General features: G+C 44.3%; 14 protein-coding genes. 7 read left to right on the top strand and 7 right to left on the bottom strand.

Going from position 1 to position 17,200, the window contains the following annotated elements; genetic code table 11:
* Nucleotides 1–93: 93 nt before the first annotated feature.
* Complete coding sequence (locus ACNFVB_RS10050; RefSeq protein ID WP_430737394.1) at nt 94–2,454, top strand: ATP-binding protein; 2,361 nt, start codon at nt 94–96, stop codon at nt 2,452–2,454.
* 24 nt (nt 2,455–2,478) lie between these two features.
* Nucleotides 2,479–3,417, top strand: a complete 939-nt coding sequence (locus ACNFVB_RS10045) for a response regulator (RefSeq protein ID WP_430737393.1) — start codon at nt 2,479–2,481, stop codon at nt 3,415–3,417.
* A 19-nt stretch (nt 3,418–3,436) separates the two neighbouring features.
* On the opposite strand, the gene ACNFVB_RS10040 is transcribed toward ACNFVB_RS10045, so the two are convergent.
* Nucleotides 3,437–3,889 carry a pseudouridine synthase gene (locus ACNFVB_RS10040; protein WP_430737392.1) on the bottom strand — a complete coding sequence of 151 codons (453 nt, stop codon included), beginning with the start codon at nt 3,887–3,889 and terminating at the stop codon, nt 3,437–3,439.
* Nucleotides 3,867–4,190: a pseudouridine synthase gene (locus tag ACNFVB_RS10035; RefSeq protein WP_430737391.1), complete on the bottom strand. Its 324-nt coding sequence runs from the start codon at nt 4,188–4,190 to the stop codon at nt 3,867–3,869. Before ACNFVB_RS10035 ends, ACNFVB_RS10040 begins: the two co-directional genes overlap by 23 nt.
* Nucleotides 4,191–4,818: 628 nt before the next feature.
* Here ACNFVB_RS10035 and ACNFVB_RS10030 point away from each other — a divergent pair.
* Nucleotides 4,819–7,155: a FepA family TonB-dependent siderophore receptor gene (locus ACNFVB_RS10030; protein ID WP_430737390.1), complete on the top strand. Its 2,337-nt coding sequence runs from the start codon at nt 4,819–4,821 to the stop codon at nt 7,153–7,155.
* A gap of 193 nt (nt 7,156–7,348) precedes the next feature.
* Here the strand turns inward: ACNFVB_RS10030 and ACNFVB_RS10025 are convergent, their stop codons facing one another.
* A complete protein-coding gene (locus tag ACNFVB_RS10025; RefSeq protein WP_430737389.1) occupies nt 7,349–8,371 on the bottom strand; it encodes an alpha/beta hydrolase in 1,023 nt (340 codons plus the stop codon).
* A 324-nt stretch (nt 8,372–8,695) separates the two neighbouring features.
* Here ACNFVB_RS10025 and ACNFVB_RS10020 point away from each other — a divergent pair, with 324 nt between their 5' ends.
* Both ACNFVB_RS10020 and ACNFVB_RS10015 read left to right on the top strand, forming a co-directional pair.
* Nucleotides 8,696–9,355, top strand: a complete 660-nt coding sequence (locus tag ACNFVB_RS10020) for a hypothetical protein (protein WP_430737388.1) — start codon at nt 8,696–8,698, stop codon at nt 9,353–9,355.
* A gap of 351 nt (nt 9,356–9,706) precedes the next feature.
* Nucleotides 9,707–10,849: a siderophore-interacting protein gene (locus tag ACNFVB_RS10015; protein ID WP_430737387.1), complete on the top strand. Its 1,143-nt coding sequence runs from the start codon at nt 9,707–9,709 to the stop codon at nt 10,847–10,849.
* Here the strand turns inward: ACNFVB_RS10015 and ACNFVB_RS10010 are convergent.
* Complete coding sequence (locus ACNFVB_RS10010; protein WP_430737386.1) at nt 10,821–11,003, bottom strand: chlorhexidine efflux transporter; 183 nt, start codon at nt 11,001–11,003, stop codon at nt 10,821–10,823. The genes ACNFVB_RS10015 and ACNFVB_RS10010 overlap by 29 nt on opposite strands.
* 148 nt (nt 11,004–11,151) lie before the next feature.
* Here ACNFVB_RS10010 and copM point away from each other — a divergent pair, with 148 nt between their 5' ends.
* Nucleotides 11,152–11,397: a CopM family metallochaperone gene (gene copM / locus ACNFVB_RS10005; protein ID WP_430737385.1), complete on the top strand. Its 246-nt coding sequence runs from the start codon at nt 11,152–11,154 to the stop codon at nt 11,395–11,397.
* An 81-nt stretch (nt 11,398–11,478) separates the two neighbouring features.
* Nucleotides 11,479–13,152 carry an FAD-dependent oxidoreductase gene (locus tag ACNFVB_RS10000; protein WP_430737384.1) on the top strand — a complete coding sequence of 558 codons (1,674 nt, stop codon included), beginning with the start codon at nt 11,479–11,481 and terminating at the stop codon, nt 13,150–13,152.
* A gap of 99 nt (nt 13,153–13,251) precedes the next feature.
* Here ACNFVB_RS10000 and ACNFVB_RS09995 read toward each other — a convergent pair whose 3' ends face one another.
* The 3 genes from ACNFVB_RS09995 to ACNFVB_RS09985 all read right to left on the bottom strand — a co-directional run bounded on the left by ACNFVB_RS09995 (nt 13,252) and on the right by ACNFVB_RS09985 (nt 16,740).
* Complete coding sequence (locus tag ACNFVB_RS09995) at nt 13,252–13,533, bottom strand: TSUP family transporter (RefSeq protein ID WP_430737383.1); 282 nt, start codon at nt 13,531–13,533, stop codon at nt 13,252–13,254.
* Between the two features lie 28 nt (nt 13,534–13,561).
* The gene (locus ACNFVB_RS09990) at nt 13,562–14,212 is read right to left on the bottom strand and encodes an IS1595 family transposase (protein WP_430737382.1); all 651 of its coding nucleotides are present in this window, start codon (nt 14,210–14,212) and stop codon (nt 13,562–13,564) included.
* 236 nt (nt 14,213–14,448) lie between these two features.
* Nucleotides 14,449–16,740, bottom strand: a complete 2,292-nt coding sequence (locus ACNFVB_RS09985; protein ID WP_430737381.1) for a TonB-dependent receptor — start codon at nt 16,738–16,740, stop codon at nt 14,449–14,451.
* Nucleotides 16,741–17,200: the final 460 nt, after the last annotated feature.

Here is a 17,200-nt window from a genome sequence, read left to right as displayed (position 1 = left end):
TGCTCACGATAAATCGTGGTTGCGTCACACTCATATCTTTAGCTATTTATTGATATGTCGATAGCAGTCAACGCATAGCCATTAGGGATGTTTATGAAGGTTGTTGGTCGGTTTGGCAGTATCTTCACTCGTATCTTGGTTATTTTGGCACTGGCTTTTTTGTTGATTATTTTATTGGTGTACTGGGTCATACAAACCCAAGCCAAACCGCGCATTCTAGCGATGACGTCAGAGATAGTCGTAGAAACCGGCAACGAAGCCATCAATAGCATCATGGCCAGTATCAATCATGTCGATGGACTGGCCAAAGCCACCAGCACGATGGCAGGCGGCTTGCCAAAACAAGATGACATTTATAAACAAACCTTTGGCAACCTCATGCAGCAGACGGATGCGCGTATCGTGGGCGGCGGTGTGTGGTTTGATCCCAATATGTATGTACAAGGCCGCGAGCGCCAGTCGTTTGTCTGGGCGCGAGACACGTCAGGCGTGATGCAGCCATTGACGCGTTATAATCAAGCTCGTCAAACGCCAACTCCGTATTATCGGGACTGGTGGTACATCCCTGCGATGTATGCGCGGCACGACCACTGCGTCTGGAGCCGAGCCTATGTCGATCCTGTGAGCAATCAGCGAGTAATGACCTGTGCCAAGGCGCTGTATGACAGTCGCAATCAGGCTTTTGATGGGGTGGTTAGCTTTAATTTGTTGCTGGATAACCTCGGTGCTGCCATGAAAAAGTGGCAAGACAAGCTCGGTGGTTATGTGTTTTTGGTCGATTTGGACAATCGGTTTTTGGCCTTTCCAGAGCAATCGAAGGTCACACAAACGACTGAGAATAATCCGCAAGGTGAGGTAGTCACGGCACGGCAGCTGGCCGCCCAAAGCCCTGGTTTTGCACCGATTGCGGACAGCTTAGAGCGTATCAATCATCAGCTAATCGATGAAGCACTGGCAAAAGATGAAGGCCGCTTTACACTCGCTGCTCGTAGTATCTTGAGCACCACCAATCTAGACAAGATTAGCGAGCAAGAGTCCAAACTGCTCTCTGCTTTACTGCTATTAAATATCGATCAGACGTTTGCGCTTGTAGACAGCCATTTGGTTGAGACCATCGCTGTGCCCGATGATTTTATATTGCAGCAGCCGGCGACCGCTTTTGTCTTTCGTATGCCGTTTACCTATTGGAAGATGGTCGTCGTCAAGCCTGATAACGATATGATGAGCGTGGCAAATGCGTTGTCTGACAAGCTGATTCAGGCCATGTTGTTGGGTTTTATACCGATCTTGTTATTGACCGCATGGGTGTTTCGTCGCTACTTCACGCGGCCGCTCAAGCGGATGGCGGATGCTGTGGCTGACATGGGTGCACTGATTGAACAAAAACAATATCAAAAACTGCTCGCACATAAGCTGCCCAGCTCAAGCGTGAGCGAAATTCAAATCATCAGTGAGCAGACCAACCAACTGATTGATCGTGTCGTCGAAAACGAAGGCGCACTGACTGAAATCAATGTCCATCTAGAAAAGCAAGTCGCAGCTCGAACCCAAGACCTACAGCAAGCCATGGATGAGCTAAAAGCCTCTCAAGTGCAGCTGGTACGCTCCGAAAAAATGGCCACGCTCGGCCAGATGGTGGCAGGCGTGGCACACGAGGTCAATACCCCGCTTGGCTATGTGCGCAGCAATATGGAATTGGTGGGTGATAATCTTGGGCGTTTTGATGAGCTGATACAGCATACCGAGCAGTTATTGCAGGCCTTAAAAGCGCCAAATACCCCGCCAGAAAAAACCGAGCAACTGATAGCGCAAACCTTACAATGCTGCGAGGCAATCAAAGAAGATGAGGTCAGTGAGGATTTGGCCGATTTGATTAAAGACGGGCTGTACGGGGTCGATCAGATTGCAGAGCTGGTCGTCAGCTTGCGTGATTTTTCTCGAATTGATGAATCTAAAGTCAAAGAAGTCGATATCAATGACTGTATCACCACCTCCCTTGTCATGGCGCGAAACAATCTAAAAAACCTAGACGTCAGCACAGAGCTTGCCGAGCTGCCGTTGATTCAATGCAACCCTTCACAAATCAACCAAGTGTTATTAAACCTATTTAATAATGCCGCTCAAGCCATGCCAGCCGATCGTAAAGGCACATTGCATATTACGTCATCTGTCGATGACACCCAGCAGTACCTAGCCGTGAGTGTCAAAGACAATGGCGTAGGCATTGAGGAGAGCAAGCTGGTACAGATTTTTGAGCCATTTTTCACCACCAAAAAAGCCGGTGAGGGCACAGGCCTAGGGCTGGCTATTAGTGCGCAAATCATGGAGCAGCATCATGGACGTATGGAGGTCAGCTCAGTCGTTGGGGAGGGCACGACGTTTACGCTGCTGCTGCCTGTGCAGTCGAATGCTCATAAGAGCAAACCAGCTCGGGCTTTATTTGAAAATGAATAGACTTAAAACCATAAAGAGAATGACATGCAAAAACCAAAGATTGCCTTTATCGACGATGAGCCGCGCATCTTACGCAGTTTAAAGATGCACTTTCGCCAGTCACACGATGTATTTACCACCACCGATGCCACTGAGCTGATGGCGTATGTCAGCCGCCACGATGTCCAAGTGGTCATCAGTGATCAGCGTATGCCAGATAAGCAAGGGACAGAAGTGCTGCGTGATATCAAAGAGAAATCGCCAAATACCATTCGTATTTTATTGACCGGTTATGCCGATCTAAACGCGGTGATTGATTCGGTCAATGAAGGCGAGATTTATCGTTATATCACCAAACCTTGGCAAAATGACGAGCTAAAAGACGTCATCAACAAAGCGACAGAGATTGCTCAACAAACACAAGACATAGCCCCGAGTGTTTTTGGGGACACAGCACTGTCTCACTCTGCATACAGTAATGCAGCTGGCAAGCGCCATCTACTGGTATTAGACGATGACGAGCATGTCTATCAGCAAATAAAAAGTCATTTTAAGGGTGCCTATACCGTGAGCTGGGCAAACACGTTGGAGCAGGCAGCAAGCTTATTACAAAAAAAGCGCTTTGGGGTCACCATTGCTGACGCCACGCTCAACGAAGAAAACATCACGCCTGTGGTTTATGCCCTAAAAAACATCCAGCCAGACTTGATGGTGTTGATGCTGACTGAATTTAAAGATGCTCATATGGTGATTGACTTAATCAATAAGGGTCAAGTGTATCGCTGCTTACCACGACCGACCAATTTTTCTATGATGAGTATCAGTTTGGATCGCGCTTTTGATCATCATGAGCGACTACTCCAGCAGCCGATACTGGCGGCGCGCCATCAGGTTGAAGCAGTGCCTGCGTCCGAGGCGTTTGGCTTTTCTGAGAGAATAAAAGGTTTTTTTACCAAAATAAAAAGCTGGCGCATCGGTAAATAGCAGCGATGGATAACTGTACCTAGTCTGTAATACTCGCTGTCCAAGCAAAGGTCTCTATAATATGCCGCCACTGCTCGTCCAGTCCTGCTTTTAGTAGCAGTGTCTCACCGGTGACAGGATGGCTGAGCGCCAAACTGTGAGCATGCAGTAGCATGCGCGTGCAATCATACTGAGTACGAAAAAATCGATTGTGCCGTCCATCGCCGTGACTGGTATCACCCACGATGGGGTGAAACAAATGCTTCATATGCCGGCGCAATTGATGCTTGCGGCCAGTGATGGGTATTAAGCGCATGAGGCTGTAGCGGCTGGTGTTGTGCTTTTTTGATACGGCAAATGGCAGCTCGATCTGTGCTAAGCGTTGCCAATGGGTCACCGCTTCTTGAGCAGGTTTGTCCACATTGGCAAACTTATCGGCGATGGCGTCTGGCTGAAAGCTTAGCGCATGATCAACAAATCCTTGCTCTGGCATAAAGCCGCGTACCACCGCCAAATATGGTTACCTTGCGCGTAGTAAAAGCCTCGGTCAACGTGCGCGCCACGTCCGCACTTTTGGCAAACAACAATACCCCTGACGTCGGCCGATCCAGACGATGTACGGGAAACACATGACAGCCTACGGCATCACGGGTCAGCTGCAGGGCAAAGCGCGTCTCGGCTTTATCCAGCCAGCTGCGGTGCACCAATAGCCCCGCCTCTTTATTAATCGCCACCAAAAACTCATCTTCATAAATAATCTCTACTTGGTTGACGTTATCACTTTCGATATTCATGTTTTTTTACCCATACTATAGAGGCTATCATTATATATCTATTATATATCGGCTGTTTTTATATATAGTCAGGTCAATATAAACAGGATACAGCGAGACTGAGATAAGTTTTACGCAGCACCTGTCGGTGCAGGCACAGCACGCAAGAAAATTTATGTCAGTTTAGCGAATATATACAGCGTATCTCTTTTATGTAGTAATGACGATGTCGCTTTTTTAGCGTCTCGCTGAAAATGACTGCTACTATCAGACCATTAGCTTCGCAGGTCATGCATTTGAGAGTTTTTGGCCACATCACCTGACCATAAGTGTGATCGTTAGATTTATAACTTTATGGCACCAGAAAATAAAGTAAATACTAACGATAATAGTTATCATTATTATTTGCTTTATTTATTGAATGTTGCTAGAGTGTGTGCTCTTTATTACTAAGCATCGAGTCGCTCTAGGCGCGCTCTGTCCTCAAGATGCTATGGATATCAATACCGCCTTTATTCTGACGTTATAACGATCAAACACAACCATATCCGTGCTTTGCTGCCACTTACTCACTAGGTTGTTGCTGACCAGCGCTATCAGAAAACATAACAGGTATTGGTAAATACTAAATACTTTAGGATTGTCATTTATGCCAACATCATCACCCTCTTTTGCTTCTGAGCATGTCCTTCATCTATCAAAGCCATTACACGTAGTGACGGGTAAAGCGCTGCTTGGCATGGCGATTGCCTCTATTCTCACTACTACCGCATTTGCAGCTGAGAGCGAGGGTCTTACTGTACAACAAATAGAAGCGCAAGAAGCGGCAGAGCAGCAAGCGATGCCTTCTGTTGAGCTGGATACTATCGTCGTCAAGGCGGCGCGAGAGGAGCTAGAACAAGCGGCGGGGTTGTCTGTCATTAGCGAAGAGGCCATCGAGAAAGCCTCTGTTTCCAATGACATTGCAGAGATCATGCGCAAAATGCCTGGCGTCAATTTATCTGGCTCTTCTACTTCTGGACAGCGCGGTAATCAGCGTCAAATCGACCTGCGCGGCATGGGGCCAAATAACACTTTGATTTTAATCGATGGTCGTCCTGTCACTTCTCGTAATTCCTCGCGACCGAGCCGTGGTGGTGAGCAAGACACACGTGGTGACTCGCAGTGGGTACCACCAGCTGCTATCGAGAGCATCGAAGTATTGCGTGGCCCAGCAGCCGCTCGTTATGGCTCTGGTAGTATGGGCGGGGTAGTCAATATCATCACCAAGCGCCCGACTGAGTCAGAGTTTTCTATCAGTGGGCACTATGAGACGCCAGAGAGTGACCTAGAAGGCAGCAGCTGGCGTACCAACATCAATATGGCAGGTCCACTATCAGACAAGCTATCGTTCCGTACCACGCTTGGCTATCACGACAGTGAAGGCGATGACCCGTATATCAATGCTGACGATGCGCTGATTGTTGATGGACGTGGTGGCCCTGCACCGTCTATTGCGGCGGGTCGTGAAGGCGTTGAAAACATCGATGCGCGTCAGCTGTTCGAATACGCGATGGATGCGATGAATACGGTCGGTGTTGAGGTCAATTATAGTCGTCAAGAAAACCGCTGGGCAGGTGACTCATTATTCCAATCAGTGAACGAAAACTTGTTAGATGAGTTAGAAGGTGAGACCACCAATAAGATGCAGCGCTACGGCGCGGCGATCACCCATCGCGGTGAGTACGATGACGCTAGTAGTAACAGTTTCGTCGAGTACACTCGGACAATTAATGAGCGCTTGGGTGAAGGTAGTGCGGGTGGTGGCGAAGGTCAGATTGTCATACCTGACGACGGCGAGGATTTTGAATGGGTAGAGGCAACCTACGATACGTTAAATGCCAAATCAGAGTGGGATGTTTATTTTGACCGTCATACCTTGACGGCTGGTGCAGAGTTCCGCGGTGAAAAGCTGGATAACCCTGTGGTATCTGATATGACATTTGAGGATGGTTTTGAGTTTGGTGATGTAGAGACCGATCCTGACAAGCGCGATCCGACCTCAGATGCCTACCTCGTCGGTGCTTATTTAGAAGATAACTATGAGATCACGCCTGATTGGTATGTCACGCCAGGCTTACGTTTTGACTATCATAGTGAAGCTGGCAGTAACTGGTCGCCTAGTATCAACACCACTTGGCATTTTAGCCCTGATTGGTCAGTGAAGGCGGGTGTCAGTCGTGCATTTAAAGCGCCATCGCTATACCAGCTTGACCCAAACTACATTTACTACACTCGTGGTTATGGTTGCCCATCTTGGGTACCTGATGATGAAAAAGGTTGTCATGTCTTAGGTAATCCTGACCTAGAAAATGAAACCTCTTGGAACAAAGAGCTGACATTTACTTATAACGATGGTGCTGGGCTCAATGCTGGCTTGACTTATTATCACAATGCCTATGATAACCGCATTGGTGCTGGTACGGATCGTGTGGCGGTAGATACAGCGACCAATCGTTCTATCTTTCAATGGGACAATCAAGGTGAAGCAATTGTCGAAGGTTTAGAAGGCTTTGTACAAGTACCAGTCACTGACAATGTAAGATGGTCTTCTAATATCACTGGTAACATCCGCTCAGAGCGTAAAGACAATGGCGAGCCATTATCGCTCATTCCTAAGTTCACTGTAAACACGGGTGTCGATTGGGATATCACGCCTCAGTGGAATGCAGGTTTTGATGTGAGCTACTATGGCACGATTGAAGCCCCAACGATTTCAGCGACGACGGGAGATGATAGTGATGACCCGTTGCTTGATCGCGAGCCGTATGCCATTGCTAACGTGAGCACTCGCTATGATTTGACAAACGCGATTACGGTTGGTGCTGGTGTCAAAAACTTATTTGATACGGGTGTTTATCGTGAGGGTACCGCTACGAATGCTGGTGCACGTACCTTTAATGAGCCTGGCCGTACTTATGTGTTTGATGTGAGTGTTGATTTCTAATTCTTAGATACAGTATTTTCTTTAAGAATAAAAAAGGTCTGAACTAATGGTTCAGACCTTTTTATTTAGGTGATCAATTGTCTTATAATCTTGTAAAAAGTTTCTCTCCCGCCTTGCTTGGGTAACCTAGCGAGGTTTTTCTTATGCAGTAGATAAGGTCAGAGTGCTAAAGTGATCTTGAATAGGCTTAATCTTAGAAGTTCTTTAAGCTCTCTAATAGAGAGGTTGTAAATACCTCTCCATGAGATTGGTTGTAAAACTGATAGCTACAACGCTCCTCAAAGTGTTCACAGACTTCCTTGGCGAATTCTTTTTTACTCATCACAGTAGGCGCTACTACTGGCATAGTGGTCTGCTCTGGAGAGTGACTAAAAGTGAGTCGTATTTGTTTGTGTTTATTATTGGTTATATCTGCAAGTTGCACTTTAGGAAGATTTTGATATGCCTGCCAATAGTTAATCATCTCTCCATTTTGCCACCAAAGTGATGGATCTGCACTAAAATACTGCTGATAAGCTTCAGGATGCTTGAACAAATTATATAACACAAACAAACCACCGTAAGAGTGTCCCCAAATGGCTTCTTGCTTCGGTTTCTCGCCCAACTGTTCATATACCCAAGGTTTAATTTCTTTTTCAATCAAATCATAAAAGTGTGCTGCCCCGCCATTTAATCGCTCTCTACCTTCTTCTTGAAAAGCACCGTTATCTACAGTGTTGGCTAATAATGGTGGGGTATAGTCGTAGGCGCGGGCATCAACATCGAAGCGATAAGGTGTTTGGTAACCTATAAAGACCAAAGTAGGCGCTGATTTTTGTGGTGTAGACTGGGATAATAAGCGCAGCGTATCCTTATCTAAATCATCAATAGCCGCATTACCATCAAGCATATAAAGCACTTTACTAGGAGTTTTTACAGAACTGTTAGAGGGGAGATGATAGGTTGTCTGCTCAGGAATAGCTAACCACACTCGATAATGACGAGGTTTTGCATAGGTTTGCAGTGTTTTTAATTGTGAATCGGTTAAGCTAGAGGAGAGTAGTTCTGGTGCAGGTGCCCTAAAGGTATGATATACGAAACGATACCCGATATCTTTGGCATGCAATAAGCTCATATCTACGGTCTTGGTCAAGTCAGGTTTAGCATAGCTTGGTGACATCAATACTCCTGCCATGGTTATCGTTATCATTGCAAGGCTTCCCTGAAATCTTGACATACTTATCCTTTATCATATTTAGTTTATTGAACAAAGTCTTAGACATAGCGTTGCTTATATTGAAGCTGTAAGAGGATTAACACATGCAATTTATACCACTGATAATTATTGACAATCAGTTACAATATCGTAATAATAATGCATATGATAATCATTATCAATAATACTGCTTTCTAATGATTCTGTATTTCACAAAAATCCTTCTTATGAGATTAAATTATGTCACGTTCAACTCACTCATGTTTCAGCAAAAACCCATTATCTAAAGTTTGTATTTTATCTATTGCCCTATTATCTTTGGGAGTCGCAGGCTGTCAAAATACGATGTCATCATCGAGCGCAACGCCCTCTAATGCTGTCACCACGGGTCTGATGAAAACGCAAAGCAGCTATGCTGATACTCGTTATTTGACGATTGACGGCAAAGACTATCCTGTTTCTGAAAGCGCTGCGCGAGTAGTCATTAATGAAGCGAAAAATGCACCAGAATTGGTCGCTGATATTTTTGATGGAAAAGGTAAAGTTGCGGTACCAGGTTATAAAGTCATGCTGATGAATCGTACCAGCTCAGTTGCTGCTGAAGCACGAGCGCTGGATAATGGCAAAGTGATAGACAATCGCATGATTCACCGCGGCAGTAAGTCGCTCATCGGTATCCCTGTTGTAAACGGACAAGCTCAGCTTAAGCAGGCGCAGTTATTAGACTTTGACATTATTTATGATGATTTGTCTAAAGCAGTGATCAAAGGGGAGGTTGTCAAACCGCGCGGTACGAAGCTGACCAAGCGAGACACCGCAGTGACTGATAAAAAAGTGGTTTTGCGCTCACTGACGCTACCCAATATTGCCAGTGGTGAAAGCGCAGGTGGAGGTGTTAATTTCGAAGCCAGTGCAACGGTAGATGGTAAAGTTATCAAAACTGGTGCTAATAGTGCTTTTAATATCTTTTATACCGTGACTAGTGATAATGCTAGAGGATTTTAGTTGTTGAGTTCTAACTGGTAAGAACAGGCTCTGACTTCACTAGATGAAGCCAGAGTCGTTTCCGTTTAATCGTGATCTGTTTTTAAAACCACCAACAAACCCAATGGGTTATCTACTATGGCTTTAAGTAATTCTCACTTGATTAATAATGCCTCCAATCAATCCTCGCATTTCCGACTATCTGCGCTATGCTATTCTGTTTTATCGTTACTTTTTATGTCAGTACCAGCGACTGCTAAATTTTAGAAATAGTCATGGCTTGTTAGGTTACAAGCCTAATCAATGAGGCGCATTGAGTGAATTAAGCGCCTTGTCTTTTTTATAAAACTAATTTTTTATAAAGGGTGCATTATGTCCCAAGCTTTTGATCAACGTTATACAGACAAAGTGCCATTACCCGTGGCGGCTAAAATAAAGTTCATGAACCATGTCAATGATGAACACCAAGATGAGCTGGCTATGTTTGTGGAGGCATTTGCTGACACTAAGCTCAGTAATGATGTAGCAGTTGTTGTGGCAGAGGTTTATAGCGATGGATTATTGCTCGAAGCAGCAGCTCAAAACTCAGAAAGTCTACCAAGTCATAACGCTGAATCGTTGCCTGATGTGGTCAAGCAATTCTTTATTGAATTTGAAAATGTGATTGATGAAACGGTTACTTTGAAGTCGCAATATATTAACCTCTTGCAGGTGGCTTCAAAGAAACTTGGCAAGCTTGCGATAAAACAGCAAGTGCGTTATTTCACTGTGATTGATAGTTATTACGCCAGTCCAAATATGTATCGATTGGTCGTAACTGCGCCTGCTGATTCGCCACTGAATCATGCAGGATATGCTTATCTGTTTGAAATGAATAGTGGCATATCAATCAGTAGTGAATCTGCCAACGCCCCTGATAACGCTCCGGAGAAATTACAGCGCTATTATACCTTGCGAAAAGCATGGCAAGACGCAGAAACTCAGCAAGTACAAGGCTGGGTGGATACTTATATTCATGGTGATACACCTGGTGGTAATTGGGCGAGAGCGGTTCAAGCAGGAACACAACTTAAAAGTGTACGCGATTATCCAGAAAAAATTGCACATTTAAATGAGGGTCAGTGTCTGCTTATTTGTGACGAAACGTCTATACCAACAGTCGCTAATTTAATAGAAAATTGGCAAAATACGATAGCGCCAATCGTCATTGTCGTCACTAATGATGATGCAGATACGGCTTATCTACAAGATATTGAATTAAGTCAGACATTGGCACAGATTGATAATTTTAAACAAGACAATATAGTACATATTTTGAATACACCTTCTATTGATCTTCCGGATGCTATTGTCTCAGCTATAGATACACGTTTAGAAGACGGCTCTATTCTTATAGAGAAGGTTTGGGGCGCGCTTAGCGCAGCTGATGCCAAAGTATTAAGGCGCCAATTAAAGACTAAGTTTGATTTATCTCGCCAAGATATGGTTATGAAAGTGTATTGGCGGGCGTCGTAAAAGGTGAGTATAAGTCGCTCTGTAGGGACACAATAAATTTGGACAGCTTATAAGAGATACCCATCATAAACGCGTCCCATAAGCTAATACTTAAATACCACGCAATCATTGGAAAGAACAATAACAGTAGACCACCTTCAAATGTAGTGGTCAACTAATTTTAGACACCTGATAAGAGGTTTTGATTAAAGTAGCGTCTCTCTGTCTCTAATGGTGTTAAAGAGTTGTGGAAGCTGTGCGGCCTCACAGCTTGATAATGAGAAAGGCTCAAATATATATTGTTTTAAAGATTACCCTTTGGTATGAATGATATGCATGGTGAGATGACGCTTGGTATTACCGACCCTAATCCCGACATGGCCTTTGCACGCGGTATGCTCCCCCACCATAGAGGCGCGGTAGATATGGCTGAGGTACAGCTTGAGTATGGAAAAGATCCGGAGATGCTACAATTGGCGCAAGAGATTATTGCCGCTCAGCAGCCAAAGATTGAGCAGATGCAAAACTGGATCAAAGCTAACGGCGGTGTAGGGTCTAACGCTCAATAGCGCCTTAGGCTGTTACAGCCAAAGAGCCAAACAAAGTTATCAACAAAGATATAACACTTATAAAAATAACGAGGTATAACTATGTCTACTACGAACCGTAAAATACTTATCGCAGGCGGCGGTATCTCGGGGCTAACTGCCGCTTTTGAGCTGTCCGAAGACCCAAATCTAGAGATTACTGTTGTGGAGTCTCGTGCGCGCTGCGGTGGCAAAATGATTGGGTATTTTAATGAAGAGGCGCAGCGTTTTGAAGAGCACTCTATTCGTGCTTTAAGCTCGACTTATTTTTCTTTGTTTAATCTCTTTGATCGGGCGAGCTTATTGCATATGTTGACGCCTGTTGATAACTATCAGTTTTATCAAAGTGGTAATAACGCGCTTGATGACGAAAAGATACAGAGCAAAAATAGCGGTAACAAAGTCGCTGTCGATAGACGCGCGTCGTTAGATTTGGCGACTATTGAGTCGATGATTGAGACCTTTAATCTCAACAAAAAAGACATGCTGCAACTCGTGCAGCGCATCGTCCATCACGTCAATGCCTCTGATGAAGAGCGTGCAGCAATGGCTCATAAAAAAGCAGGCGACATTATCGGTATCGATGACTTTGACGCGCATACTAAACGCTTTATAACCAATTGGTTCGGGATTTTGACGGGCGCGCGCATGCATAGTAAAGCGGTCGATATCATGGACAGCTTTGTACTGATGTTCCTGCCGATGCTTGACGCGCCTGTGCTGCCAAAAGGCGTGGCTTCTAAGTCCTACTGCTTTAATCGTCCCACATCCAAAGTCATTGACGCGTTAGTTGATAAGCTAAAAAAGCGCGGGGTCAAATTCATCACCCAAACACGGATAGTCAATCTGCATCACCATGATAACGAGCAGCTGAGCATAGATATTCAAGCAAGTGACAGTCAATTACAACATACCCTGCAAGACCAGCGTTTTGATGCGGCAGTAATGGCGCTACCGCATGAGGTGCTGTGGAAACTGGGGCTCATGCCGCAAGTCAAAAAGCCGTTCAACGATGAATGGTCGTTTGGCACTCAGTATCCGTTGAGCGAAGTGCCAAAAGTTTTTGAGCCATTTTTGGGTAAGTCGTACAACCTATGCTTTGATGCGCCGTGGAATATCGTCTTTCAAATTCAGCACCGTGACGGCTTTTGGCAGGATGTTGAGTTTCCTGACGGCTTTGACTATAACCTATCGGCCACTTGTAGCTCACCGTTTAATAAAGGCTCGCTGTTTGGCAAGCGCTTTATGGAGTGTAGCCCTGAGGAAGCTGCCGAGGAAATCCTTTATCAGCTAGGTATCACCGATGCCGCCGAGCGTAAAGCTATTGCAAAAGGCGGCTCTATTGACGCTATCAATCTACGCTATACCGAGGATTGGCAAGACTATGCTGATATCGAAACGGCGGAGATGGGTATCTTGCAAGAGAACGGTAAGCGCTGGGTTAACTTAGCGCAAATCTACGTACGTAATGCCGATGACGAGCTGATTGATACTGCGACGCAGTGGGACAATATAGTGTTAGCTGGCGAGATTATCTCAGTGACTGGGCGCTGGAAAATCCCAACGATGGAGCAAGCAGCCACCTCTGGTAAACAAGCGGCGCAAGCGCTATTTGATTATCTAAACATAGATAAACCAGTCAGCTTAGAGACGTCATCTTTGCTTAATCAAAAGCGCTATAAATATCTTGATCCGTTAGTGACGGCTATGAGCAAAACAGCCAATGCGCTGTCCTAGACTACTGTAAACGTTAAGATAGCCACTAACCCTTAGTGAAGGTGATATTCACTAAGGGTTTTTATCGATGATACATCTGTTTTATAGAAGTAAACACTATTAAAGCCACCACTCTATATTCTGTACGATCATTACCAAACCACTGACTACCATGAGTAAAATCAGCATGACGCGAAACTGCTTCACACTCATGCCCGCCAAAAAGCGCTTGCCAATGACATTACCGGCGATAGCGCCTAATCCTAATACCAAACCATATATCCAAAGCTGCGCGGTCAAGATACCAAAAAAAGTATAACTACCTATCTGAGCGATACCTACAAAGAACGAATTGGCGGTTTTGGTGGCGATAAGGTCTTCTTTTTTGAGTCCCGTATTCATATAAAACGGATGGGGCTGTCCTAGATAACTAGTTCAAACCCTGTTTAACCCATTGTTTTAATTGTAGTAATTGCGACTTTGGGTCACTGTGATTAAAACGCCACTCACATTCCTTTAAATAGAGGTGAAAATGCTCTTTTGGAACTCCGTTAAACTTGCGTAGATGCCGTTTAGCTTGGTTCCAGAAGTTCTCTATACCGTTAATGCGATTCTTGTCATTAACAAAGGTTTTGGGGTGGTTGATACGATAATGAGTAAACTCACTGACATCTGATGCGTTATAGCTTTTAAATGAGACAGTATAAACAATGCTATCAGGCTTCACTTTTTCTCTTATGATAGGAATCAAAGTATCTGCTTTAGCATTGGGTATAATAAAAGCGTAGACCTTGCCATTACGCTTTAATAGACCAAACACGGGCACTTTGCTACCAGCACCTCGCCCTCGCTTGCCTTTACGAGTACCACCAAAGTATGATTCGTCTACTTCGATTTCGCCTTCAAATAGACCAGGGTCTTGGCTATTCGCGTAAATAAGCACTCGTAGCCTATGAAAGTAACAACTGGCTGTGGTTTTATTAATACCAACTAAGCTTGCTGCTGTTCTGGCTGTAGAACCAGCAACAAATAGCTCGTTGAGTCTGCTTTGTTTATACCAACTTAGTTTACTCTTTCTCATAGTGCTATCCTAAATAATTTTACTTATCTAGGACAGCCCCAAAACCTTATATAAACTGTCGCAGTGAAAAATACTATAGTCTTAAAGATGGTTCCATAAAATAATACCAAATCCAAAAATACGATTAGCCTTGTGTGACTTATTAAACCTGTTAGTGGTCATATCACCCAAGTTTTCTTTGTTATTCTCATTTTTGGAAATGGTATAAAAAAGTTAGAAATCTATCTTAATGACAACTAAAACTTATAGTTGACACCTATATAGAACGAGCGCCCCACGCCAGGGACAGATGTGCCCCAGTTAGAGCTGCCATCTATCTCCTTATTCATAGACATGGTTCTACCTTGACCCATGTATGCGCCCCCTAGAGGTAATGCATAGTTTTTATCAAATACGTTATCGATACCAGCCTCAATTGCGACCTCTTTAAACTGATAGCCCGTACTGAGGTTTAAGAGACCATAACCCGCGGTTTTAATTTCGTTGCGAGGGGTGGATACATCCTTTTTAGCCGCGACACCCACCACTTCGATTTGGTTTGTCCAACCGTTATTTTCCCGATTCAGGGCGACACTGCCATTAAATGGCATGATGTTATATAAGTCTGAGCCGCTGTCTTTATTTTCCCCTTTGGTATAGCTTAAAGAGCCTACTATATCCCAGTACCCCCAAGCATTTGCTGCCAACTCCTGATTGGCTGAGATATCTATACCATATATCTCAGCATCTTGGTTGGTATAGCGCAGTACATTATATTGATTAGTTGTTTGAGTACCCGCCGCTGTATTGGTCATACGATTCCACTGTACGGCATCAACATAGTCATCAATATATGAATAATAAGGTGTGGCTTTAATACCCCAGCTGTCATCATCAGCGCGCCAGTCTAAGGTAGCTGATAGGGTATTTGATTTTTCAGGACTCAGATTGGGATCACCAAAATAGCCATTGCCATCTCCAACAGTATTATTCATGACAGCCGCCATGGGCCATGTCGACCACGTATAGCGTTCATAGAGGCTGGGTGTGCGTTCTTTATGCGACAGCCCCAGTTCTAAGATTTTTTGTGCATCAATGTTGTAGCGGGCGATCGCGGTTACGTCGATGTTGTGGTCAGTGGTACTACGGTCGCTGGCATTAAAGTTAGCGCTATCTCGCAACTGATTGGTCATATTGTTTTGACCACCGACTTGATAGCCATGTACTTCATCAGCACTGGTACGTACGTTTTCGTAGCGGGTACCAAGCTGAGTTGTCCATTCAGGAGAGATGTCTTTTTCCCATTCGCCATAGATGCTGATACGCTGACGTTGACCATTGTTGATATTTTGAAATTTGTTTGGCGACATCATACCGTTGCCAGATGCTGCCCACGTGTCATCAAGCGTATAGTCTTGATATTCAGCCCCTATATTAAGTGTGCCTTGCTCAGCTAAGTCGACAATCGCTTTTAAATTGGTTCCAATCGTCTTGCTGTTGGTACTCATAGGCATACCTTTGGCGGCACCGTACAAGAACTGTTTGTCTTCTCCAAAATTCATATAGTGATCGACATCTTCATGATAGGCCTGTGCTTCTAACTGTCCCCAGTTTAACTCTCCTTGATAGCGTAGATTAATACGGTCAAGCTGATTGTCGAGCATGTCCATCCGCTGGTTTGGATATAGTTCTTTTGGTACGTTTTGCCACAGATAAGTACCTTGTAGCAGATGATTACCATTCTTATAAGCAATGTCTAATGATTGATTTTTGCTCTCATAAGCGGTTGAACCAACTTCGTCCTTTGCTAATGTTTTATTAGGGTTCCCTGTTTGGGTATAAGATTTAAAACTACCACCAGCTTTATAATTATCTGCTTGTGCGAAGCTGCCTTTATAGGTGAGGCTAAGTTGATCGTTTGCCGCTGTGGTCGACAAGTTGGCACCATAAGCATCACCATTGCTACGATAAAATGTGCCAATCTCACCTAAAGTTAGTATGTCGCTATCCGTTGAAAAGACAGGCTCTGCTGTTTCGACAACGATAGTGCCACCAATACTATTACCACCGACACTCACAGGCGTCACACCTGCATAGACGGTGGTTTCATCTACAGAGCTTGGTGCGATATAAGAAAGGGGTGAGTTCATACTATTTGGACAAGAGGCGATTGAGTCAACACCATCTACTAAAACACGTAGACGATTGTCCGCCAAGCCTCTCATCACAGGTAGGTTTGAGATACCACCAGCACTTTGTACATTCAGACCGGGTATTTTTGTCAGTATAGTGGCTGTATCACTGCTTGCCACTTGTTTGCTGCTAATAAATTTTTGATTAATGCTGGCTGCTGTTCCAAGGGCATCGGTACTAGATGGCTTCGCATAAACGACGATTTCTGGCAATCGGATATGTGGCTCATCATCCGTAGTATGCGTATACGCCTTTACGGTTGTAGAATCGGCATAAGCGCTACTGATATGCAACAAAGACAAGGCTAAAACACTTAGTTTTAAAATAGGTACAACGTTTATTGATGAAGATGACATCTTATGTTCCTAGAAATTTGCAAAAATATTTTATGAAATCGATTATTCAGTTTTTACCAAGATAGAATGTCAGACAAGCCACTTATGGGCTTAGAGTAAGCATTTACTGAATGTTTCTCGATATAAAGAGATAGCATTTTGAGCATGGTTTTTTTAAGCAAGCGTATACCAGCACCTCAATCAACATGCCAAGTAGGTGCGTTGATGGGGAGTATCGTTATTAATGCTCTAAAAATATTGGCCTATAAATGTGAATGATTATATGGATGTGACTAGTGGAGGAGCGCGTGCGAGGGGTCTTAGAAAACTAACCGAATAATAACTATGTGAGCGATATAAAAATGTGACTGAGACAGGAGACAGCTCAATCAAAGCCGAGTCAGTATGTGTAAAAGTGACTGGTAATAGTGCCGCAGACATGGCAGTGCAAAGGTCGCAGCCATGGTATTTGACGGCATTA

Origin of the sequence: Psychrobacter sp. VH5 (assembly GCF_050572635.1) — a bacterium.
Classification (GTDB): domain Bacteria; phylum Pseudomonadota; class Gammaproteobacteria; order Pseudomonadales; family Moraxellaceae; genus Psychrobacter; species Psychrobacter celer.
This window is presented reverse-complemented; position numbering and strand designations above follow the sequence as displayed.

What these genes read in the sequence shown, in the direction of transcription:
- ACNFVB_RS09985 (WP_430737381.1), bottom strand. Translation starts at nt 16,740, where the DNA reads ATGTCATCTTCATCAATAAACGTTGTACCTATTTTAAAACTAAGTGTT.
- ACNFVB_RS10035 (WP_430737391.1), bottom strand. Translation starts at nt 4,190, where the DNA reads ATGAATATCGAAAGTGATAACGTCAACCAAGTAGAGATTATTTATGAA.
- ACNFVB_RS10020 (WP_430737388.1), top strand. Translation starts at nt 8,696, where the DNA reads ATGTCATCATCGAGCGCAACGCCCTCTAATGCTGTCACCACGGGTCTG.
- copM (WP_430737385.1), top strand. Translation starts at nt 11,152, where the DNA reads ATGAATGATATGCATGGTGAGATGACGCTTGGTATTACCGACCCTAAT.
- ACNFVB_RS09995 (WP_430737383.1), bottom strand. Translation starts at nt 13,533, where the DNA reads ATGAATACGGGACTCAAAAAAGAAGACCTTATCGCCACCAAAACCGCC.
- ACNFVB_RS10040 (WP_430737392.1), bottom strand. Translation starts at nt 3,889, where the DNA reads ATGCCAGAGCAAGGATTTGTTGATCATGCGCTAAGCTTTCAGCCAGAC.
- ACNFVB_RS10000 (WP_430737384.1), top strand. Translation starts at nt 11,479, where the DNA reads ATGTCTACTACGAACCGTAAAATACTTATCGCAGGCGGCGGTATCTCG.
- ACNFVB_RS10050 (WP_430737394.1), top strand. Translation starts at nt 94, where the DNA reads ATGAAGGTTGTTGGTCGGTTTGGCAGTATCTTCACTCGTATCTTGGTT.
- ACNFVB_RS10030 (WP_430737390.1), top strand. Translation starts at nt 4,819, where the DNA reads ATGCCAACATCATCACCCTCTTTTGCTTCTGAGCATGTCCTTCATCTA.
- ACNFVB_RS10015 (WP_430737387.1), top strand. Translation starts at nt 9,707, where the DNA reads ATGTCCCAAGCTTTTGATCAACGTTATACAGACAAAGTGCCATTACCC.
- ACNFVB_RS10045 (WP_430737393.1), top strand. Translation starts at nt 2,479, where the DNA reads ATGCAAAAACCAAAGATTGCCTTTATCGACGATGAGCCGCGCATCTTA.
- ACNFVB_RS09990 (WP_430737382.1), bottom strand. Translation starts at nt 14,212, where the DNA reads ATGAGAAAGAGTAAACTAAGTTGGTATAAACAAAGCAGACTCAACGAG.
- ACNFVB_RS10025 (WP_430737389.1), bottom strand. Translation starts at nt 8,371, where the DNA reads ATGTCAAGATTTCAGGGAAGCCTTGCAATGATAACGATAACCATGGCA.